Origin of the sequence: Xanthomonas sp. LMC-A-07, from assembly GCF_030208825.1 — a bacterium.
In the GTDB taxonomy this organism is placed as follows: Bacteria; Pseudomonadota; Gammaproteobacteria; order Xanthomonadales; family Xanthomonadaceae; genus Xanthomonas; species Xanthomonas campestris.
The window spans coordinates 344,458-366,134 of the sequence record NZ_JARVTF010000020.1 but is presented as its reverse complement, the minus strand read 5'-3'; the positions used below and the strand labels follow the sequence as shown (position 1 = coordinate 366,134).

The 21,677-nt window shown below is 62.6% G+C and carries 20 protein-coding genes; 3 read left to right on the top strand and 17 right to left on the bottom strand.

Annotated elements, in window-relative coordinates; genetic code table 11:
• Window positions 1-22 precede the first annotated feature (22 nt).
• From QRM89_RS20155 to QRM89_RS20125, 7 genes are all read right to left on the bottom strand, one after another.
• Window positions 23-427, bottom strand: a complete 405-nt coding sequence (locus QRM89_RS20155; RefSeq protein ID WP_259172637.1) for an H-NS family nucleoid-associated regulatory protein — start codon at window positions 425-427, stop codon at window positions 23-25.
• 66 nt (window positions 428-493) lie between these two features.
• Window positions 494-931 (bottom strand): HIT family protein, encoded by a 438-nt coding sequence (locus QRM89_RS20150; protein WP_259172640.1) that lies wholly within the window; start codon window positions 929-931, stop codon window positions 494-496.
• Window positions 931-1,785 (bottom strand): macro domain-containing protein, encoded by an 855-nt coding sequence (locus QRM89_RS20145; RefSeq protein WP_259172641.1) that lies wholly within the window; start codon window positions 1,783-1,785, stop codon window positions 931-933. The genes QRM89_RS20150 and QRM89_RS20145 overlap by 1 nt, the downstream gene beginning before the upstream one ends.
• Window positions 1,786-1,800: 15 nt before the next feature.
• Entirely contained in the window at window positions 1,801-2,310 is a 510-nt protein-coding gene (locus QRM89_RS20140; protein WP_274391607.1) for a TIR domain-containing protein, read from the bottom strand.
• Window positions 2,311-2,325: 15 nt separating this feature from the next.
• On the bottom strand, window positions 2,326-3,114 hold the full coding sequence (locus QRM89_RS20135) for a toll/interleukin-1 receptor domain-containing protein (protein WP_259172645.1): 789 nt from the start codon (window positions 3,112-3,114) through the stop codon (window positions 2,326-2,328).
• A 527-nt stretch (window positions 3,115-3,641) separates the two neighbouring features.
• Entirely contained in the window at window positions 3,642-3,812 is a 171-nt protein-coding gene (locus tag QRM89_RS20130) for a hypothetical protein (protein ID WP_042598759.1), read from the bottom strand.
• 302 nt (window positions 3,813-4,114) lie between these two features.
• Entirely contained in the window at window positions 4,115-4,357 is a 243-nt protein-coding gene (locus tag QRM89_RS20125; protein ID WP_161963382.1) for a hypothetical protein, read from the bottom strand.
• 145 nt (window positions 4,358-4,502) lie between these two features.
• Between QRM89_RS20125 and QRM89_RS20120 the strand changes: the two genes are divergently transcribed.
• Complete coding sequence (locus QRM89_RS20120) at window positions 4,503-6,200, top strand: diguanylate cyclase (protein WP_285448804.1); 1,698 nt, start codon at window positions 4,503-4,505, stop codon at window positions 6,198-6,200.
• 16 nt (window positions 6,201-6,216) lie between these two features.
• On the opposite strand, the gene QRM89_RS20115 is transcribed toward QRM89_RS20120, so the two are convergent.
• The gene (locus QRM89_RS20115) at window positions 6,217-6,450 is read right to left on the bottom strand and encodes a hypothetical protein (protein ID WP_014507301.1); all 234 of its coding nucleotides are present in this window, start codon (window positions 6,448-6,450) and stop codon (window positions 6,217-6,219) included.
• Window positions 6,451-6,697: 247 nt separating this feature from the next.
• On the opposite strand from QRM89_RS20115, the gene QRM89_RS20110 reads away from it, so the two are divergent.
• Window positions 6,698-7,672: a GGDEF domain-containing protein gene (locus QRM89_RS20110; protein ID WP_285448802.1), complete on the top strand. Its 975-nt coding sequence runs from the start codon at window positions 6,698-6,700 to the stop codon at window positions 7,670-7,672.
• Between the two features lie 94 nt (window positions 7,673-7,766).
• Here QRM89_RS20110 and QRM89_RS20105 read toward each other — a convergent pair whose 3' ends face one another.
• The 6 genes from QRM89_RS20105 to QRM89_RS21375 form a co-directional block, all read right to left on the bottom strand.
• Window positions 7,767-9,191: an efflux transporter outer membrane subunit gene (locus tag QRM89_RS20105; RefSeq protein ID WP_115530120.1), complete on the bottom strand. Its 1,425-nt coding sequence runs from the start codon at window positions 9,189-9,191 to the stop codon at window positions 7,767-7,769.
• The gene (locus QRM89_RS20100; protein WP_114997647.1) at window positions 9,185-9,916 is read right to left on the bottom strand and encodes an SDR family oxidoreductase; all 732 of its coding nucleotides are present in this window, start codon (window positions 9,914-9,916) and stop codon (window positions 9,185-9,187) included. Before QRM89_RS20100 ends, QRM89_RS20105 begins: the two co-directional genes overlap by 7 nt.
• 34 nt (window positions 9,917-9,950) lie before the next feature.
• Window positions 9,951-13,121 (bottom strand): efflux RND transporter permease subunit, encoded by a 3,171-nt coding sequence (locus tag QRM89_RS20095; RefSeq protein ID WP_285448798.1) that lies wholly within the window; start codon window positions 13,119-13,121, stop codon window positions 9,951-9,953.
• Window positions 13,122-13,235: 114 nt separating this feature from the next.
• Window positions 13,236-14,426 carry an efflux RND transporter periplasmic adaptor subunit gene (locus QRM89_RS20090; protein ID WP_103699737.1) on the bottom strand — a complete coding sequence of 397 codons (1,191 nt, stop codon included), beginning with the start codon at window positions 14,424-14,426 and terminating at the stop codon, window positions 13,236-13,238.
• Window positions 14,423-15,196: an SDR family NAD(P)-dependent oxidoreductase gene (locus tag QRM89_RS20085; protein WP_042598752.1), complete on the bottom strand. Its 774-nt coding sequence runs from the start codon at window positions 15,194-15,196 to the stop codon at window positions 14,423-14,425. The genes QRM89_RS20090 and QRM89_RS20085 overlap by 4 nt, the downstream gene beginning before the upstream one ends.
• Complete coding sequence (locus QRM89_RS21375) at window positions 15,193-15,420, bottom strand: hypothetical protein (protein ID WP_016944194.1); 228 nt, start codon at window positions 15,418-15,420, stop codon at window positions 15,193-15,195. The genes QRM89_RS20085 and QRM89_RS21375 overlap by 4 nt, the downstream gene beginning before the upstream one ends.
• Before the next feature lie 129 nt (window positions 15,421-15,549).
• Between QRM89_RS21375 and QRM89_RS20075 the strand changes: the two genes are divergently transcribed.
• Window positions 15,550-16,584 carry a LysR family transcriptional regulator gene (locus tag QRM89_RS20075; RefSeq protein WP_011036627.1) on the top strand — a complete coding sequence of 345 codons (1,035 nt, stop codon included), beginning with the start codon at window positions 15,550-15,552 and terminating at the stop codon, window positions 16,582-16,584.
• 1,088 nt (window positions 16,585-17,672) lie between these two features.
• Here the strand turns inward: QRM89_RS20075 and QRM89_RS20070 are convergent.
• The 3 genes from QRM89_RS20070 to QRM89_RS20060 form a co-directional block, all read right to left on the bottom strand.
• Window positions 17,673-18,398, bottom strand: coding sequence for an OmpA family protein (locus QRM89_RS20070; RefSeq protein WP_076055809.1), 726 nt, complete (start codon window positions 18,396-18,398; stop codon window positions 17,673-17,675).
• Between the two features lie 133 nt (window positions 18,399-18,531).
• Entirely contained in the window at window positions 18,532-19,950 is a 1,419-nt protein-coding gene (locus tag QRM89_RS20065; protein WP_285448796.1) for a deoxyribodipyrimidine photo-lyase, read from the bottom strand.
• A gap of 290 nt (window positions 19,951-20,240) precedes the next feature.
• A complete protein-coding gene (locus QRM89_RS20060) occupies window positions 20,241-21,671 on the bottom strand; it encodes a replicative DNA helicase (RefSeq protein ID WP_011036624.1) in 1,431 nt (476 codons plus the stop codon).
• Between the last annotated feature and the right edge of the window lie 6 nt (window positions 21,672-21,677).

Below are 21,677 nucleotides of genomic sequence, written 5' to 3'. Positions count from 1 at the left end.
CCCGCGATGCGGGGCCTACTTTTTATCCCGGAAACTTAGGGAATTTTTCATCGGGATGCTTCGCCTTCCATTCCTTATAAGCCGCCGATCCTTCGTAAGCTGCAAAAGCACGTGGTGTCCTACCACGACCAGACCAAGTTTCCTGCGTATGGGGAAGCCAATACTTAGGAGCCACTTCCTTACGAGTGCCGGTTGCTTTCTTCGGGCGGCCAGATCCGCCAACAGAAGCCCCGAGCTGAGCTGCAAGATCTGCTTTCTGCTTGGCGGTGAAGTGCTGGCCGAAACGGGTCAGCAACTCTGACACTTGCTGGAAAGCGTTCGCTGCCTCTTCCTCCAATAAGTTGGCTTCTTGTTCTTCCAGCTTTCTTAATTCTTCAGCAATTTTGGCTTTCGCCGAGGCGATTGAATCAAGGGTCGATTTACTCATCTGGCCAGCGGTCCAATTGAAAGAGAATTCATTATAACAAACTAAGGGAGCGTGATAGCTTCGCCTCTACATATGCTCTGTGAGCCTCCGAGCGATTTTATCCGTCTCAGCCACCGAGATCTCAGCCACCTTCCCCCACTCTGTTCCCCCCTCATCAAGCGTTCCTGCCACATGAAAATGAAGATGGCTTATGGCCTGATTCGCATCCTTACCGTTATTTTGCCACACCGCGATGCCTGGCCTCTCATATGCTTGATCAATGAGACGCGCTGCATCACGAACAGCTGTCATTAATGCGAGGGCCTCACTATCGTCTAATTCCAATAGCGTTGGTCGATGGGCAATGGGGATGACCAACAAGTGTGGGATACCCCTTTGTTCACGAGTTACAAGCGTTGCTGTAAGTGCATCGCGCCGCAATATTGTGTAAGGCCTGTCTCCTCTTAAATATGCACAAAAGGCACATGCGCCATCGTCAGGAAGCTCAATACTATTTTGAGCCATTATGAACTCCTCAAAGAAGAGAGAAATGCCTGCAATTCTAGGCGATCTAGCTTTTTGAAAATTTTTGGGGGAATGACCACTGTGAGTTGGTCGGAGACCTTTTTCTTTCGCGAGGCAAACATAAAAGATAGAACGATAAGCCTAATTGAATCCTGCGCAGGAAGAATGCTTGAAATTCTTGACGGACCACCACCCCAAGGCGTAATTGAGATATGTTGACAGTTCCCTCTTGCGACAACTTCAACCCAGAGATCAAATAAGCTTTTGGTCAATGTATCGATCTCGGAGCTTGCGGAGTTATTCTGATCCATCTCCGCATATGCGGAGAAGAATATTTTTCGCGCCTGATCGTTCACAACTGCGACCGTTCCGATTTCATAAACATCTTGCTTTCCAGGTTTTTCCAACTTACCCACTACTACTTTATTGGCGAGAGCCTTTTCCAACTCTAAATCAAGCCTTTCGTAGTTGGATCCGTAAAGCTTATCAATTGTTTGACCAAGCAAGCTGTTCTTATCGATTATGTCTGGAATTTTCGTGTCAAAGGTATTGCAGATACCAATGACCAAGTGATCACGCTGGTCAAATATGTCGCCTTTCTTTATTTTAATTTTAGTTTCAGGCGACAAATAATCACACTCGATAGGCCTGGGCCAGGTTAGAAATAAGCCAGATCCTGCGGATATCATAAGAGCCGCAACAAACTCTCTTTCTCCAAGAAGATTTGCTTGTCCTGGGTAGAAAAGGAGCCAGATCCTAATAATTGCTACGATGGTTCCTAGCACCGCAAAGGACTTGGTTAAATAGTGGCGCCAGAAGCGCCACGTTCTAATGTCCTGTAATAACTCGTGCATTGAGGTTCCGGTTAATTAAAGACCTAGGCTTTCATAGACACTTGACTTATAACAGTGTGGCCCCTGACCTTTTTTAGATGGGTAAAATCCTACATAATTGTCCAAAGCAAACCTTATGATTTTCATCTGAAACGACACCGACATTGTGTAGTAGTTGGCATCCAGGAATGGCTTGGGTATGAAGCTCTCATCAACTTGACGGTCACCGTCCAAGTTGGCAACAACGACTGGCAGATCGAACTCTTTGATCACTTCAACTTCGTGTGCCAAGAAGGAGGATCCATCGCCGCCCTTCCTTTTCGCGTCTGAGCTTCCAAGCAGCACAACTTGCTTGGCATTCTTGAGGCGTTCCCTCAGGTTTCGCTTGATGGTCTCCGGCTTACTTGTGTCTCTGGCCTCAAACAGATCGTGAGCGTCGTAGAAGTTGAAATCGATCTTATCGTTGTCTCTCCAAGCTTCCATCAAACGATAGGATCTAATATCCTCGCTCGCAAACGCGATATAAGTTTTATTTCGATAACTCATTTTAAGCTCCATTTATTAAAGATGGCGCCGTTCCGGAACCAAATCATATAAGTCGTCCAGCGGACTTCTAGCAACGCCAGGATCGTAGCAAATTTTCCAAGCCAACAATCGCACTTCATCTATCCTGGAAAGATGGGAAACATCTAATTTATGAATAAGAGGGATGGAGCCATCCGATTCCATGAAGGCAGAGTCGTATGCCACAACACGCTTGTTTTGACGTGCGGGGGGCAGCGCTTTCTTTTGAATGGTCTTGGCGATAGCAATTTCGGCGTATATCCAAGGGGAAGATGTGCTTCCATCCTTTATTGTTTTACCGGGCCATATTGATTCAGGCGTATTCAGAAAAAAAAGACACTCACAACGATCAATCATCTCTGTAATCGCCATCATTAGCATTACATGGACGTGACTGGTAGAGAGATTTCGCTTATCGTAGTTATAACTCACACCGTTATCGTGAAGACAATATCGATTGTCTATCATTCTAATCAGCGCGTCTGCACTATTCCAAACAGTAGAGTCAATGAATGCAGTTAAATCAAAGCAATCTTTTAGCCAACCGGCTAGGCGTAGTGCCTTGGCTTCGTCGTTGTGGGAGTGAGAAATAAATACATCTGCTTTAATGGCCGGAAACCAAGCTTTGCTCAAAGCCTGCGCATCGAGCTTGCCATCTCCGTTAAGATATCCCTCGAGCGAGCTTTTTATTGCCGATGCATGCTCTTCTTGGACTAACCGCCCGAGAGAAGCAACGGAATACCCGAAGTTTTGCGAGAGACCTTCGATTTGAAAACCACGGTGCATCGTTCCCCCTATGAAGCTTGGCAGTGCTTTTCACCCAAGCCCGATGCTACCTTAACGAAGTGTTCATTGGGATAGGAATTCTCCCACATTTACTTGTGCCCGACCCGAATCTCGGAGATCGAGGTATCATCCTAGGTATCAAAGCAGGCACATCTGTTGGACCCAAATTTCTTTAGGTTCAAGGGTTTGTCTGAGGGCGTTTACAGGCTCCGCCCACCTCCACCAAACAACGGTCCTAAGACGACCGACTAAGGCCAGGCGTTCTCGAGAGAGACGACTGGCCTTTTTCATGTGCGGTGTTGAGCGTTTGGAGAGCGCTGCCGTGCGGGTCAGGTCGGTCCGTAAAAAGGTCACGCCACCTGGGCTTTGTGTAGCCCCGCCCTGCTTGCTCCAAGCGTCTACGGTGCCGCCTCGTTAGGGGGCGGTAGCGCGAAGCGCCGGCACGGGCAGTGGCAGTGGCGGCACAGCAGATCACCACAACACGACCGTGATGCGCCTCGCCCAGCCACGACAGTGGACGCAGCACGTCAGAGAGTGACGTCACCGGTCTGTGGCGCATGCGCGCGGACCGGCTCGGCTGCATTGCCCTGCATCGGGGTCGCTGGCGCGGTATCGCAGCATAGGCGGTCGAACAGGGCCAGCAATTCGGTGGCTTCCTGTCGCAGCATGACGAAGGCCTGTTTGGTGTGCTCTTCCATTCCTGCTCTCTTTGGCGCGCTCCCCAGCGCTCGTAGGGAGACAGCAGCAAGTGGCGTGCCAGTGTGTTCGCAGGACACAGTAGGCCTGCTGACAGGAAATGTACGCTCGGCAGGCAGCTTGCAAGAACAGGCGAAAAAGGGAATTTCCACCGGCGGTTCGGCTAGTGCGCCTACACCGTCAAGGCGGGCGATATGCCCTCCCAAGCCTGGCCTCGCCCGCCGGCCGTTGATCGCGTCGGCCCGAGATCGAACGCCGAAGGCCTTGGAGTTCAGGCGGCGTCGGCGAGCAGCGATGCCAGTGCTCAGGCGTATTCGAGCTGCCGCTGGGCGTCGGCGTGCATGGCTTCCAGGATCACCATGCCGGCGGCACGGGCGGCGGCCATGGCGCTGCGGTGGTCGGTAAACAGGGGCGAGAGTTCGCCGCGAGCCAGATCGCCGGCCTTGGATGCACCCACCTGATGGATGCGCCAGTCCGCGCGCCACCCTTGGGCAGGGTGCGGCAGCGCGTTGCACGACAACTGGTAACGCCCAAGAAAAATGACCAACGCGTGCTCGGCTCGATGACTCGCCACAAGGATACCGCTGGCTCCGCACGCAGGCGACCCCGTGCCGCCACCGGGCAAGCGAAGTGAAGCATAGGCACAGCGCTTGCATCGGACTCGACCAGACGATCGTTGTTTGGGGAACACGGTGTTGACCAGAAAAGCAAAACGCCACGCCGCCGGGGCCTTGGTGCTCGGCGGGCTGATCTTTGTGTTGATCGGCGTCGGTGGCTACATCACCTCGCGGCAGTCGCTGACGGCGGCCGCGTGGGTCTCGCATACGCAGGAAGTCATTGCCAGCATCGACGAGATCCAGGCCGGACTGCTGTCGGCGGAGTCGTCGGCGCGTGGCTTCGTGCTGACCGACAACGAGGCCTTTCTGGGCGTGCATGCCGACGCCATCGGGCGCCTGCCCGGGCGCATTGCACGGCTTGAGGTGTTGGTGCAGGACAACCCCCTGCAACTGCGCAACGTGGCCGCGCTGGACAAGCTGGTGGACATGCGCCTGGTGCAGATCAACGACCTGTTGCACAGCTATCGCGCCACCGGGCTGGACGGCGCGCGTGCTTCCATCGCCAAGGGCGTGTTCCAGACCTCTTCGGCCCTGCGCAGGCAGGTGCAACTGATGGGCGAACTGGAGCGCCGGCAGCTGGTGTCGCGCACCCAGGCCAACCACGACAGCGCCCGCTGGGTGCTGTGGATGACGGCGATCGGCATTTTGTCCGGGCTATTGGTCATGGTGCTGGCCTACCGGCTGTTGTCGCGCGAATTGGCCCGCCGTGTGCGCGCCGAGGAAGAAGCCAGTACGAGCAGCACGCGGCTGGCCGAATCGTTCAGCACGTTGGAACGGACCTCGGCAGGATTGGAAGCGCTGGCGCGCTATTCGGGCCTGCTGCAGAACTGCCGCAACGCCGAAGAGGCCCTGGAAATCACGGCACGCACGATCGCCCCGCTGGTGCCCGGTGTGTCGGGCGCGGTGTATCTGCTGCGCGCCTCGCGCGATCGCGCCGAGCAGGTGGCGGCGTGGGGAACGCTGGCCGATGGCGAACGCGGGAGCATCGCGCCCGAAGAGTGCTGGGCACTGCGACGCGACCGCACTCACCTGGTGGAGGACGCCAGCGTAGGCATGGTCTGCCAGCATGCCGGCGTCAATCTTCCGCCGCATGCGAGCACGGTCTGCATTCCATTGTCGGCACAGGGCACCCAGCTGGGCATGCTCGCGCTGCGCGGCGACAACGCGCAGGAACTGGCCTCGCTGACCGTGGCCGAGGCGGCCGCCGAACAATTGTCGTTGGCGCTGCACAACCTGCGCCTGCGCGAGACGCTGCGCCAGCAATCCATCCGTGACCCGCTGACCGGCCTGTTCAACCGCCGCTATCTGGAAGAAGCGCTCAACCACGAGCTGTCGCGCTGCACCCGACGCGTGCAGCCACTGTCGGTGCTGATGCTGGACGTGGACCATTTCAAGCAATTCAACGACCTGCATGGCCACAGTGGCGGCGACCGCGTGCTTGCTGCGATCGGCGAACTGCTGCTGGCGCAGACCCGCGGCGAAGACATCTGCTGCCGCTACGGCGGCGAGGAACTGACCATTATCCTGCCCGAGGTGGACCTGGCCACCGCCAGCGCGATGGCGGAAAAATTACGCGCCGGCATCGACGCCCTGCAGGTGATGGCCGATGGCGTGTCACTGCCCAAGATCACTGCCTCGTTCGGCGTAGCGACCTTCCCCGGGCATGCAGGCAACGCCGCGCAGTTGCTGCGCAAGGCCGACGAGGCGCTGTATCGGGCCAAGCAGGCCGGGCGCAATCAGGTGGTCAGCGCGGTGACGCCGGGCAGCGTGTGACGCCAGGCCCGTGCTGTCAGCGACAGGCTTGGCCGTTGTCGTCGGTCGGGATCAGCCCGGCGCTGGCCAGCATGTCGTCGATGCGGCCACGTACATGCGCGGCGTCTTCGGGTGCGGCGCTGTGCAGGACGGCCTCGGCGCGGGCCTGGAAATCCAGATAATCGAAGTCGGCATCTTCATCGGACGCCACGTTCGGCAGTGCGTCCTGCAGTGCATCCAGGCGCGCATCCAACTCTGAGCGATTAGGCATAGGTGACTCCACGGCAAAGCCCCAAGGTTGCGGCTATGCCGTCAAGGATCTGCGAAACCGCACAGCGCGTGCGGGATGCGGCATCTGATCGGGAGGCGTGCCGAGGTCCGTGATCATCGGCGTTGTGCGCCGCATCGGCATCTGGCCAACGTTACGCACGCACGAGGCGCTGCCGGCGCGCGCCACCTTCCCTCAACTTTCGCACGCGTCGGCCGATACTGATGCCGACTCCTCCAGAACTTCGCCCGTGATCCTCCATTTGCGGCGGGATTTCCGCCTCGGCATCGTCAAGATGCTCGGGCCGATCACCGCGCTGTTGCTCTGCCTGTACGCGGTGTACCTGGCCATGCATGGCCAAGGGGTGGCATGTGCGTTGACTGCCACGCTCGGCCTGGTCGCGGTGTGGCGTGGCTGGCGCATGCGCAGTGCCGAGCGCACCGGACGCGGTGGGGTGTGGCTGGCCTCCATCAATGTCGCTGGCTGCCTGATCGGCTGCTGGAGCGGCGGCGACGGCGCCCTGCCCTGGTTGTTCCCGGTGCTGGCCACCAATTATTTTCTCTGCGGCCCGCAGCGCGCGGTGTTGCTGAGCCTGCCGTTGCTGGCGGCCTTGCTGTTGCTGCCCGGCTTGATCATCAGCCCTGGCCAGGGCATCTCCACCGTGATGGTCACCTTGGTGACGCTGGCGGTGGGCTACGCGTTCTCGGTGCGCATGCAGGACGACCGCGTGCATCTGGAAGAACTGGCCTCGCTGGATGCGCTGACCGGCCTGCCCAATCGGCGCATGCTCGAGCGCGCGCTCACCCATCAGATCGATCAGCGTCAGCCGCAGGATCGGCTCAACAGCCTGATCATCCTGGACCTGGACCACTTCAAGGACGTCAACGATCTGTACGGGCATGCCGCCGGCGATGCGGCATTGGCTGACCTGGCCACGATCCTGCGGTTCGAGGTGCGTGAGCCCTATCAGGTGTTCCGCTTCGGCGGCGAAGAATTCGTAGTGCTGCTGCGCGCCGGCTCGCTGGCGGAACTGGAAGCGGCCACCGAGCGCTTGCGCAAGGTGATCCGCAACGGATTACGTGGGCCGGGCGGACGCATCACCGTGTCGCTGGGCGCGGCCCGCCACGATGGCGAAACGCACTGGCAAGACTGGTTTTCGCGTGCGGATGCGGCGCTGTATCTGGCCAAGAACGGCGGCCGCGACAGCGTGCGCATCGCGGATTAATCGATCCAGCGCTGATCGGCGATTTCCGATCAGCGATTGATACCGTCGTGCATGCAAGAGCGGGACGGCCGCGCGGCCGCCCCGCCCTGCCATCTCAGCGCTCGGCCACTGCCACCGGCGCGGCCGGTGCATCGCCTTGCTTCCAGCCACCCAACGCCTTGTAGACGCCGACCACGCCGACATTGACCGCCGCTTCGGCCTGCGCCAATGCATCATCGGCCGCCAGCTGGGTGCGCTGTGCATCCAGCAGGGTCAGGAAGTCTTCCGAACCCTCGCGGTAACGGATCTGCGCCAGCTGCTCGGCACGCCGCGCCGCATTGGCCTGGTCCACCACGATCGCCAGGCGCGCCTGCTGACGCCCGTAGCCGGTCAAGGCATTTTCGGTGTCTTCCAGTGCCAGCAGCACGGTCTGCTGGTACTGCGCCAACGCGCCTTCGGCCTGCGCCTTGCTGGCACGCAGGCGTGCACGCACGGTGCCGAAGTCGAACGCGGCCCAGCTGATCGACGGCGTGATCGACCACGCCTTTGCGTTGCCCTGGGTCAACCTGGCCGCATCGCCAGACAGAAAGCCGACAAAGCCGCTCACACTGATGCGCGGGAACAGATCGGCCGTGGCCACGCCCACCTGTGCGGTGGCCGCAGCCAGACGCCGTTCGGCGGTGCGCACGTCCGGGCGTTGCCGCAGCAAGCTGGCGGTATCGCCAAGCGGCAAGGCGCGGGCGAACGGCGGTGCGGTGCGCGGAACCAAAGTGGCATCCAGCGCATTCGGCTGTTGGCCGAGCAACACGGCAATCCGATGGCGGTACTGCGCTTCGGCAGTTTCCAGCAGCGGAATGTCGGCTTCGATGGCCTTCAAGCGTGCCAGGCTGCTCTGCACATCCAGTTCGCTGCCGGCACCCAGGTCCCAACGCGTCTGCGTCAGCTTCTGGGTATCGCGCAGGTTGGTCAGGGTGCGCTTGGAGACGTCCAGCTGCTTTTGCGTGCCGCGCAATTCGAAATAGTTGCGCGCCACTTCCGCCGCCACCGTGACCTGCACGTCCTGCAGGCCGGCCTGCTCGGCTTCCAGGTCGGCACGCGCCGCCTCCGACGCACGCCGCTGGCGGCCGAACAGATCCAGCTCCCACGCCGCATCCAGACCCAGCGTGGTCTGCTCGGTGAGGAAACGCTGATTGCCGGCGATCACCTGCTGTTGTTCGCGGCGATCAAAGCTGCCTTGTGCGGTGATGTGCGGCGCCTGGTCCAGCCGGCGTTCGACGAACACCGCACGCGCCTGCTTGACGCGCGAGACGGCAATGCGCAGATCGTGGTTGGCGAACAACGCATCGCGCACCAGTTGTTCCAGCACCGGGTCATCGAACTGCGACCACCAGTTGCCCACCGGCGACTCGGCGCTGTAGGCCGCATCCTGCGCGCCTTGCAGCGTCACCGCGGCCGGCGGTTCGGGGCGGTAATCCGGCCCGACCGCGCAACCACTCAGGATCGCCGCGGCAAGCGCGGCGCCCAGCAAGGTCCTCACCATGGCAGCACCTCGCCCAGGTGGGTGAAGCTGCCATTGGGGCCGTGCGCATCGATCAATGCCATCTGCACGCTGCTGTGTGCGCCCTGCTCCACGTCGATCTCGCCGCCGCCACCGTTCATGTCGGTTTTGACATAGCCCGGGTGCACCATGTTGACCTTGATCGCGCTTTCGCGCAGCTCATGGGCCAGGTGCACGGTCCAGCTATTGAGTGCGCTCTTGGAGGCGTCGTAGGCAGGTATCTTGAAGTCATAGATCGGCGAGCCCGGCTGTGTGTGCAAGGTCAACGAGCCGAGGATGCTGGAGACGTTGACGATGCGCCCGGCCAGCGAACGACGCAGCAGCGGCAGGAACGCCTTGGTCACGCCGACCACCGCAAACAGGTTGGTGTCGAAGGTGCGCTTCCAGGTGTCCAGGCTCTGCTCGGACGGCTTGCGCTGCATGTCCTCGATCATGATGCCGGCGTTGTTGATCAGGATGTCCAGGTGGCCGTGACGCTGCTCCACCGTGCCAACGGCCGCGGCGATGCTGATGTCGTCGTTGACGTCCAGCTGGATGGCTTCCACCGGCAGGCCTTCGGCCTGCAGCTTGAGTGCGGCTGCAACGGCGTCATCGCGCTTGCGGCCGGCCAGCAGCGTGTGCACGCCGGCCTGGGCCAGTTGACGGACGGTCTCCAGGCCGATGCCGCGGGTACCGCCGGTGACCAGTGCGATCTTGTTGGTGCTCATGTGCAATGTCCTTCAAAGATGGGGGAAAGAGGAATCAGGCCTTGACCGGATCATGTGCCACGGCGGCCGATGCGGCGGGTTCGCCACGGGTCACCCACTTGCGCAGGGCCACGTAGAACACCGGCGTCAGGAACAGGCCGAACAGGGTCACGCCCAACATGCCGGCGAACACGGTGATGCCGGTGACCGAGCGCACTTCTGCGCCAGCGCCATGGCCGAACACCAGCGGCACGGTGCCGGCGATGAAGGCGATGGAGGTCATCACGATCGGGCGCAGCCGCAGGCGGCAGGCTTCCAGTGCGGCTTCAACGATGCCCTTGCCATGCATTTCCAGTTCGCGGGCGAATTCCACGATCAGGATCGCGTTCTTGCACGCCAGGCCCATCAACACCACCAGGCCCACCTGCACGAACACGTTGTTGTCGCCACCGGTGAGCCACACACCGAACAACGCAGACAACAAGGTCATCGGCACGATCAGGATCACCGCCAGCGGCAGCGTCCAGCTTTCGTACAACGCGGCCAGCACCAGGAACGCCAGCAGCACCGCCATCGGGAACACGATCAACGCGGAGTTGCCTTGCGTGGATTGCTGGTAGCTCAGGTCGGTCCACTCGATGTTCATGCCGTTGGGCAACACCTTCGGTGCCATGCCGGACAGCGTCTGCATGGCCTCGGTGGAGGACAGCACGCGCGGGTCTGCTTCACCGATCAGGTCGGCAGCCGGATACCCGTTGTAGCGGATCACCGGATCCGGGCCGTAGGTCTGGCCCAGCGTCACCATGCTGCCGATCGGCACCATCTGCCCACGGTCGTTGCGGGTGCGCAGATTGGCGATGTCTTCGACGCTATCGCGGAACTGTCCATCGGCCTGGGCGATCACCTGGTAGGTGCGACCGAAGCGATTGAAGTCGTTGATGTACGACGAACCCAGGTAGGTCTGCAGCGTGTCGAACAGATTGGTCAGCGGCACGCCCTGCGCCTTGGCCTTGTCGCGGTCGACCTTGGCATCGAGCTGCGGCACGTTGGCCTGGTAGGTGCCGATCGGGAACTGCATGCCCGGCGTCTGCGAGATCGCGCCGGACATCGCGTTCACCGCACTCTGCAGCTGGCCGTAGCCCAGTCCCGCACGGTCCTGGATGTACAGCGAGTAGCCCGAGCCCTGCCCCAGACCCAGAATCGGCGGCGGCATGAAGGCGAACGCGAAGCCCTGCTGGATCTGGCTGATGCGTGCGTTGATCTCTGCATTGATCTGCACCGCACTGCGGCTACGCTCACTGAAGGGCTTGAGCGTCAGGAACACCGTGCCAGTGTTGGGCGTGTTGGTGAACTGCAGCGGATTCAAACCCGGGAACGCAATCGCGTGGTCCACGCCTTCGGTCTGCAGCGCGATCTGGGTGATCTGGCGGATCACCTCATTGGTACGCTCCAGCGAGGCGCCTTCCGGCAGCTTGGTGCCGGCGATCAGGTACAGCTTGTCCTGGGTAGGAATGAAGCCACCCGGCACCAGCTTGAACATCACCCCGGTGCCGACCAGCAGCAACAGGTACACCACAAACACCGCACCGCGCTTGCCCAACGCGCGCGACACCGCACCTTGATACTTGTGCGAACTGCTGTTGAAGAAGCGATTGAACGGACGGAACAGCCAGCCGAACAAGCGGTCGATCAGCCGCGACGGGCCGTCCTTCGGCGCGTCGTGTGCCTTCAGCAGCATGGCGGCCAGCGCCGGCGACAGGGTCAGCGAGTTGATCGCCGAGATCACCGTGGAGATGGCGATGGTCACCGCGAACTGCTTGTAGAACTGTCCGGTCACACCCGACAGGAACGCCATCGGCACGAACACCGCGCACAGCACCAGCGCGATCGCGATGATCGGCCCGGACACTTCGCGCATGGCCTGGTGCGCCGCCGCCAGCGGGGTCAGGCCTTCTTCGATATTGCGCTCGACGTTTTCCACCACCACGATCGCGTCGTCGACCACGATGCCGATCGCCAGCACCAGGCCGAACAGGCTCAGCGTGTTGATCGAAAAACCCAGCAGATACAGCGCGGCAAACGTACCGACCACCGACACCGGCACCGCCAGCAACGGAATGATCGAGGCGCGCCAGGTCTGCAGGAACAGGATCACCACCAGCACCACCAGCAGCACCGCTTCGAGCAGCGTATGCACCACCGCGCTGATCGAGTCGCGCACGAACACGGTGGGGTCATACGCGGCCGACCACGCCATGTCCTGCGGGAACTGCTTTTCCAGCTCGGCCATCTTGCCGCGCACCGCGTCCGACAATTCGATTGCGTTGGCACCGGGCGACTGGAACACACCCATGCCCACCGCGTTCTGGTTGTCCAGCTGCGAGCGCAAGGTGTAGTTGCCGGCGCCCAGTTCCAGGCGCGCCACATCCGACAACCGCACGATCTCGCCGCTGTTGCCACTGCGGATCACGATGTTGCCGAACTCTTCTTCGGTGGTCAGGCGGCCCTGCGCATTGATCGAGAGCAGAAAGTCGCTCTTGTTGGGCATCGGCTCGGCGCCCAACTGACCGGCGGAAACCTGCACGTTCTGCTCGCGGATGGCGGCAACCACATCGCTGGCGGTCAGCCCGCGCGCAGCCACTTTGTCCGGGTCCAGCCAGATGCGCATGGCGTAATCGCCCGCGCCGAAGATCTGGATCTGGCCCACGCCCGGCAGGCGCGAGAGCTCGTCCTTGACCTTCAGCAACGCGTAGTTGCTCAGGTACAGCGAGTTGTACTTGCCCTTGGGCGAGGTCAGATGCACGACCATGGTCAGCGTCGGCGACTGCTTCTGCGTGGTCACGCCCTGGCGGCGCACGTCCTCGGGCAGACGCGCCTGCGCCTGGCTGACGCGGTTCTGCACCTGCACCTGCGCCTGGTCCGGATCGGTACCGGGCTTGAAGGTCACGGTGACCACCAGCACGCCATCGGAGCCGGCGACCGACTTCATGTACATCATGTCTTCGACGCCGTTGATGGCTTCCTCAAGCGGCGTGGCGACGGTCTCGGCGATGACCTTCGGGTTGGCGCCCGGGTACACCGCGCGCACCTGCACGCTCGGCGGTACCACTTCGGGGTATTCGCTGATCGGCAGCAGCGGCATGGCGATCAGGCCAGCCGCGAAGATGATGATCGACAGCACCGCCGCAAAGATCGGTCGGTCGATGAAAAAACGGGAAAAGTCCATGGGGATGGTCCTGAAAGAAGTCGCCGCCGGGTGGCGGCGCGGCACACAGCGCCCCGGTCCGGCCATCGGGATGGCCGGCGGTTGGGGCGTGCAGTGCAGCGGTAAAACGGGTGCTTAGTTGGACGCGGTGCGCTTGTCCGCCGCCGGCACCATGGCCACGGCCTTGGCGTCGACCGGCATGCCGGGCATGAAGATCTTCTGCACGCCATCGACCACTACGCGGTCACCGGCGGCCAGGCCCTTGCGGACGATGCGCAGGCTATCGGCCGTACGGCCGAGTTCCACGTCGCGTCGCTGCGCCTTGCCATCCTTGTCGACCACGTACACGTACTTGCGGTCCTGGTCGGTCAGCACGGCCTTTTCGTCGACCAGCATGGCCTTGAACTGACCGCTGCCGAGCAACTGCACATGCGCATACAGGCCCGGCGTGAACTGCCGATCGGCGTTGTCGAGCACGGCACGCACGCGGATGGTGCCGGTGCTGCGGGTGACCTGGTTGTCCAGGAAATCCACGCGCCCGCTGTGCGGGAAGCCCTGCTCGCCGACCAGGCCGATGCGCACCGGCAACTCGCCGCCGCGTTCGTCCGGACGCTCGCCGTTGCGGCTCATCTGCGAGTAGCGCAGGAAGGTGCCTTCATCGGCATCGAAGTACACGAACACCTTGTCCAGCGACACCAGCGTGGTCAGCACGCTGGCGCTGTCGCCGGCGGTGACCAGATTGCCGGCGGTGACCATCGCACGCCCGGCGCGGCCGTCGATCGGGGCACGCACGCGCGTCCAGTCCAGGTTGAGCTTGGCGGTGTCCACGGCGGCCTGTGCGGCCAGCACCTCGGCATCGGCCTGGTCGGCCGCGGCGCGGCGTTGTTCCCAGGTTTCGGTGGAGATGGCCTGCTGCTCGGACAGCTTGCGCGCACGCGTCGCTTCGCTGCGGGCCAGGCTGGCCTGGGTGCGGGCACGTACCAGCGCGGCATTGGCGCGAGCAAAGTCGGCGCGGTAGCTGCGGTCGTCGATGCTGAAGAGCACATCGCCCTTCTTCACTTCGGCGCCTTCGGCGTAATTGACCTTGTCGATATAGCCGGACACGCGCGGGCGTAGTTCCACGCTTTCCACCGGCTCGATGCGGCCGCTGAATTCATCCCACTGGCTGATCTCTTTCAGCAGCACCGGGGCGACACTGACGCTGGGCGGTGGCGGCGCACCGGTCTCGGCGGCCTTGCTGCCGCAACCGGCCAACACGACCGCGAGGACAGCGCCCGTCAATACAGTACGCAAGGGAAAACGGAACGGGGTGGCGTTCGGGGTCATGGGGAAATCTCTCGGGTGGGAAGGGGAAACTGCAGACCGGCCAGGCGGCCAGCCGACGGTGCGGTCTGCGGGCGACGGCTGACGGTCACGATGGCGTGTCCGGGCTGGCCAGGCCCGGCGATCAACGAGACGGCGGCGCGGCCGACGTCCACGGCCCGGATCCATTCCGGGCAGGCCTCCTTGGCACGGCTGGGCGTGCACACCGGCTGCTCGACCGACAGCAGGTGTACGCGCACGCCCAACGGCTTGGCTTCTTCGTGCAGCACCTGCGCCAGCATGCGGGTGGCCGCCGCGGCGATGGAGATATCGCCGTGCGCCGACCACGCACGCAGTGCACACGGGCTGCCGAGCAACAGGTAACGGCCGCCGCCATCGGCCTCGGCCAGCAGCGGCATCAGATGCCGGGCGGCCGCCAGGTGCGGAAGCAGGTCGCGGTCCAGCCGGCGGCGCAAGGCGTTGACCGGGCGGTCCAGCAGGCGGCCAGCCTTGAGCGGGCTGCCCAGGCTCGCAACCACCGCCGCCAGCGGGCGTGGACGCTGCGCCAGCTCGGCGGCCAGTGCCTGCGCGGCGGCGTCATCGGCCACCGAGCCCTGCACCGTCTCCAGCAAGGGGCTGTCGCCATGGCGGGCGCGCAACGCAGCCAGCTTGGCGGCATCGCGACCGACCACCAGCACCGGCAGCTGCGCCTCGAGCAGCGCGGCAACGATGCCGGCACCGACGTTGCCCGCGCCACCCAGGACGACCGTCTCGGATTGGACCATCCCAGTCACGGGACTTTCACTCCCGAAATCGGGACAATCCCACACATGGCCCAACGTGCAGACAGCCCGCTGCGGCGCACCGGCGCACCGCCGGCCTGCCGCTTTGGCGAGGCAGCAAAGGCGCGCGAAACGCTGGAATGCGGGCGTTTTGCCGGCATCTGCACCGGATCGAACGCGCTCTCAAGGGCGTCGCGGGGACTGGGGGACAAGCCGAGAAGTTGGCGCAACCACATGGCGGCGCTCCTGCGTGGAGGGGATGCCGCATAAGCTAGGCCTCAAAGCAGCACTTGATTAGTCCGGATTTAGGGGAATAATCGTCCCGCAAGCGGTCCAATCCCTCCAGACTCCGGAAGGCACCCCTCATGACCCACGATCTCAACGACACCCTGATCTTCGTCAAGGTGGTCGAACAAGGCAGTTTCATCGCTGCCGCCAACTCGCTCGGCCTGCCCAAGACCACGGTCAGCCGCAAGGTGCAGGAACTGGAAACCCGGCTGGGTGCCCGCCTGCTGCACCGGACCACGCGTCGCATCGGCCTGACCGAAGCCGGCGCGGTCTATCACGAGCATTGCCAGCGCATTGCCCGTGAACTGGAAGAAGCCGAAAGCGCTGTCGGCCAATTGCAATCGGGCCCGCGCGGTTGGTTGCGCTTCACCGTGCCGTACTCGCTGGGCATCACCTGGATCGCGCCGTTGCTGGGCGAATTCCACGCGCAATACCCGGAAATCCAGCTGGACATGCACCTGGGCAACGAGAAGCTGGACCTGATCGGCGGCGAAGCCGATCTGGCCCTGCGCGTGGGTGCCCTGCCCGATTCCAACCTGGTTGCGCGCAAGCTGGGCAGCCTGCGCACGCAGGTGTTTGCCAGCCCGTCTTACATCGAACGCTATGGCGAACCGCTGCATCCTGACGAGTTGCAGTTCCATCGCACGCTCGCCCTGCGCAAGAACCGCAACGTGCACAACAACCGCTTCTTCTGGTCGCTCAGCGACGGCAGCGATGTGCGCGAATTCCCGGTCAATCCGTTGATGGTGGCCAACGACCCCGCCGCGCTCAATGGTGCGGTGCTGTGCGGCGAAGGCTTGTTGCTGACCGGCGATGTGATGGCCAAGCCGTTCGTGCAATCGGGCATGGTGCGGCGTGTGCTGGCCGGTTGGACCGGGCCGGAAGTGGACTTCAACGCGGTCTTCGCCGGTGGCCGGTTGGTGTCGCCGAAGGTGCGTGCGTTCGTGGATTTCCTGGTGACACGCCTGAACTTCGACGCCGATTACATGATGGCGCAGTGCCCTGCACGGCTGGCCGCACAGCGCGCCAATGGGGATGCGGAGGTGGAGGTTGAAGTGGAGGCCGAGTTGCGCGCCGAGGGTAAGCGCATTTTGGAGAAAGCTACGGCGTGACGGGCGTTTTGTGCGGTCTCGGCACGTAGCAAGCAGGTGTTCCTTCTCCCAGTGGGAGGAGGTGCCTGCGGGACTGATGAGGGTGAGGCGCGTTGGTTGTTCTGATATTCGTAATCGGATTTGCGTCTAGCTCGCGCAAGAAAGTTGATGCGACGCTTTAAGCGAATCCCTGATCCCGACGCTCCAATTCCGGCTTCAACGCAGAGCTTTCGCGCCTGCGGCGCGAGTTCCTTTTGTCTTGGCAAAAGGAACCAAAACCGCTGTCGCCGACGCAATCCGGTGCGGTGAAGCCGCACCGGTGCCCTGCGCTCCTCGCCACGCGCGGCACGGCGCCGAAACTCGCTGCGCTCAGACAAGGGCGCCTCTTCGGCCGCGCGTGGCTGCGGTGCTCGGCTTGCTTTAAGGCGACTGGGTGAAGCAGGAGCAAGAGCGGAATGGCCCGGCCCGACCTATCTATTTTGTTGTACCGATAGTCGGATTGGGCTTTTTGCATCTAGTTCGCAGCGAAGCTGACGCGACGCTTCAAGCGAATCCCTAATGCCGACATTCCAATCCCGGCTTCAACGCAGAGCTTTCGCGCCTGCGGCGCGAGTTCCTTTTGTCTTGGCAAAAGGAACCAAAACCGCTGTCACCGACGCAATCCGGTGCGGTGAAGCTGCACCGGTGCCCTGCGCTCCTCGCCACGCGCGGCACGGCGCCCAAACTCGCTGCGCTCAGACAAGGGCGCCTCTTCGGCCACGCGCGGCTGCGGTGCTCGGCTTGCTTTAAGGCGACTGGGTGAAGCGGGAGCAAGAGCGGAACAGCACGGCCCGAGCAAATCTAGGTCGCGTCGGGCGATCAACGTACTGATCGCAAACAAAGCAAATACAGCGACAGCGACAGCGACAGCGAGTTCAATGATGAGGAATGCAGCCGCTTTGTTGGACGTTTTTTGCTCTTATTTTTTTGTTTATGTTGGCGTTTGCGTAACCAGTGATCTGGATCTTGGTCTTGCTTCAGGCCGTCTGTAACTCAAAAAAAAGGCCGCTTTCGCGGCCTTTCTTATGCATCCGGTGACGCAAGTTACACGTCACATGACGCCATGAAACTCAGCGCATGCCGGTATTGCTGGCGGCGCCTTCCTGGCGTAGCGGGATCAGGCGGATTTCGACGCGGCGGTTCTGTGCACGGCCGGCGTCGGTGCTGTTGTCGGCGATCGGGTAGCGCTTGCCGGCGCCCATGGTTTCCATGCGTTCGCGCTGCACGCCCTGGGCGGTCAGGTACTGGGCCACCGCATTGGCGCGCTCTTCGGACAGGCGCTGGTTCACCGCATCGCTACCGACGCTATCGGTGTGCCCCACCACTTCCACCATGGTCTGGTTGTACTCACGCAGTGTCGAGGCCACGCCGTTGAGCGCGGTGTAGAACTGCGGCTTCAACGCAGACTTGCCGAAGTCGAAGGTGATGCCGTCGGGCAGGTTCAAGGTGATGTTGTCGCCCTGGCGCTGCACGTCGATGCCGGTGTTGGCGGTACGCTCGCGCAACGCGCGTTCCTGACGGTCCTGATACTGGCCCACGGCCGCACCGCTCAATGCGCCGATACCGGCACCGATCATCGCGTGCTGGCGGCGTTCGGTGGCGCTGTCGCCGGTGAGCAGGCCGGCGGCGACGCCGATCGCAGTACCGATCAGCGCATTGCGGCCAGTGCGGTTCTGCTGTTGGGTCTGGTCGCCGTACTGGTCGCGCTGCACGTACGAGCCGCCGGTGGCGCAGGCGGACAGCGCGATGGCGCTGGCCAAGGCCACGGCAAGGCTCTTGCTGGCTGCTGGGGACATGGTGTTCTCCTTTGGCCGGACCATCCGGCGCTGAATCGTGCCGCGAGGATAAACAGCGCAACGCGACTGGCACATGATGAAATGGCCCGCCGCCAGCGCTCGGCTAGCGGTTCATTCAGGAAAACGTTTTCGCTTAGCCGCGCGTGCCTGCGTAGGCCGCCAACGCGGCATCGCGCCCTTCGGCCAGGCCGATGATTGGCGCGCGCGGATAGGTCGGTGCCAGCCGCGCCAGCGATAACGGATACAGCCACGGTGCAAAGCGCTCTTTCACCGGCAATGCCGCCAGCTCGGGAATCCAGCGCGTGATGTAGGTGGCTTGCGGGTCGAATTTCTCGGCCTGCGTCACCGGATTGAACACGCGGAAATACGGCGCCGCATCGGCGCCAGTGCCGGCCACCCACTGCCAGCCCATCGTGTTGTTGGCCAGGTCCGCATCCACCAAGGTGTCCCAGAACCAGCGCGCGCCCTCCAGCCAATGCACGCGCAGATGCTTGCACAACAGGCTCGCCACGATCATGCGCACGCGGTTGTGCATCCAGCCGGTATGCCACAGCTGCCGCAGCCCCGCATCGACGATCGGGATGCCGGTGCGCCCGCGCTGCCATGCGTCCAGCGTGACCGGATCCACCGTGGCCCAGTCGAAGCCGGCGAAGCGCGGGTTGAGGTTTTGCGTGGTGGTGTCCGGGAAATGATGCAGCAGGTGGTACGCAAAATCGCGCCATCCCAACTGGCGAATATAGCCGTCGATTTCCGCGCCATTGCGTGCGGTGCGCTGCGCCTCCAGTGTGCTGGCAATGCGCCAGGGCGCGATCTCGCCGAAATGCAGATGCGGCGACAACTGCGAGGTGCCAACGCGGTCGGGACGGTCGCGGTTTTCGCGGTAACCCGACAGCGCGCCATCGACAAAGATCTCCAGCATCTCGTGCGCACCGGCTTCGCCCGGCTGCCAGTGTTCCCAGAAGCCCTGATCCCATGCCGGCGTGGGCACCAGGTTCAGCGCATCGACGTGCACACCGTCGAGCGACGCGGGCAACGGCGGCAGGCTGCGCGGCGCGGGCATGGCATCGGGCAAGCGCAGCTGAGTGAGTGCATTTCGCCAGAACGGCGTAAACACCTTGTACGGCCCGCCCTGCTGGGTGGCCAGGGTCCATGGTTCGAACAACAGCGCGGCGTTGCAGCTTTGCACCTCCAGCCCACGCTCACGCAGGCTGCGCTTGATCTGCGCATCGCGTGGCTGGGTGGCCGGCTCGTATTTGCGGTTCCAGTACACCGCCACCGCCCCGGTCTGCGCGATCACCGCGTCGAGCACCTGCGCGCTGTCGCCCTGGCGAATCAGCAACGCGCTGCCGCGCGCGCGCAAGGAGGCATCCAGTGCGGCGAGACTGCGATGCCGCCACGCACGCGACGCTGCGCCCGGCGCCCATTGGCCTTCTTCGTGCGGGGCATCGATGTAGAGCGGAATCGGGTCGTGCCCGGCATCGAGCGCGGCGCGCAAGGCGGGGTTGTCCTCCAGACGCAGATCGCGACGGAACCAGACGATGGCGTAAGACATGCAGACTCGGCAGCGGCAGGTGAGGCCGCGCAGCATAAGCCAGCAGCCGCAACGATGGCGCGATGCCAGCCGCGGAGTCTGTGCGAAGCGTTCGCTGGCGCACCGGCCGTGCCGCGATGTGCGGCAGCAATCGCTGCGCGTCACGTCCTACCCGCCTTACGCGCGCTGGTGCAGCTACGCGCGCATGGCGCCCAGGCATCGCTGCTGACACATGCGGTGCCGGGCACCGGCCCCCGCATTCCTCATCGACCGCCATCCCTGAGGTCAAGACGCCACGGGTTGCCAGCGGCTTACTCGAAGCTACCCACCGAATCGTGCGCCAGATTGTCAAAGCGCGTGTATTCGCCGAAGAACTTGAGCTTGCACGAGCCGGTTGGGCCGCCACGGTGCTTGCCGATGATGATCTCGGCCAGGCCCTTGTCGGGCGAGTTTTCCTTGTTGTAGTAGTCGTCGCGGTAGATGAACACGATCATGTCCGCGTCCTGCTCGATTGCGCCGGATTCGCGCAAATCGGCCATCACCGGGCGCTTGTCGGTACGGGTTTCCAGCGAGCGATTGAGCTGCGACAACGCAATCACCGGCACGTTGAGTTCCTTGGCCAGGCCCTTGAGCCCACGCGAAATTTCCGAAATTTCGGTCGCGCGGTTTTCGCTGTTGCCCGGCACCGACATCAGCTGCAGGTAGTCGATGACGATCAGGCCCAGGTCGTGTTCGCGCTTGAGCCGGCGGCACTTGGAACGCAGCACTTCCGGCGACACGCCGGGCGTGTCGTCGATGAAGATCTTGGTTTCCTTCAGCATCTTGATCGCGCCGGTGACGCGCGCCCAATCCTCGTCTTCCAGCGCACCGGTGCGCAGGCGTTGCGCATTGATGCGGCCGTTGGAAGAAATCAGGCGCATCGCCAGCTGCGACGCCGACATTTCCATCGAAAACACAGCCACGCCCTTCTTGGACTTGATCGCGGCGTATTCGGCAATGTTCAACGCCAGCGTGGTCTTGCCCATCGCCGGACGTGCGGCCAGGATGATCAGATCGGTCGGCTGCAGGCCGGCGGTCATCGCATCGAAATCGGTGTACCCGGTCGGCAGGCCGGTGATGTTGCCGCCGTTTTCGAAGCGGTTGCGCAGCTCTTCGAACGCGTCCTTCAAGGCGCCCGGCATCGCCACGAAGTCGGTCCGCCCACGCGCGCCGGCTTCGGCGATCTTGAACACCGCTTTTTCCGCCGACGCCAGCAGCTCCACGCTCTCGCGGCCTTCCGGCTGGAAGCCATCGTTGACGATGTTGGTGCCCACTTCGATCAGCTGCCGCAACACCGCCTTGTCGCGCACGATTTCCGCGTAGGCGGCGATGTTGGCCGCCGACGGCGTGGTGCTGGCCAGCTCGATCAGATAGGCGCCATCGCCCACCTGCTCCAGCTTGCCCTGCGACTCGAACCACTCGCCCAGCGTGACCGCATCGAACGGGCGATCCTTCTCGGAGAGCTCGCGGATGGCGCGGTAGATCAGCCGATGGTCGCGCCGGTAGAAGTCGTTCTCGGTGAGCTGGTCGTTGACCTTGTCGAACGCATCCGGCGCCAGCATCAGGCCGCCCAGCACCGCCTGCTCGGCTTCCACCGAATGGGGTGGAACCCGCAACTGGTCCAAGCGCGGCTCGGGACGATCGTAGTCATCACGATCGCGGTCGCGATTGCGGTTGGAACGGAAGCCGGGACGAGCGGACATGGACGG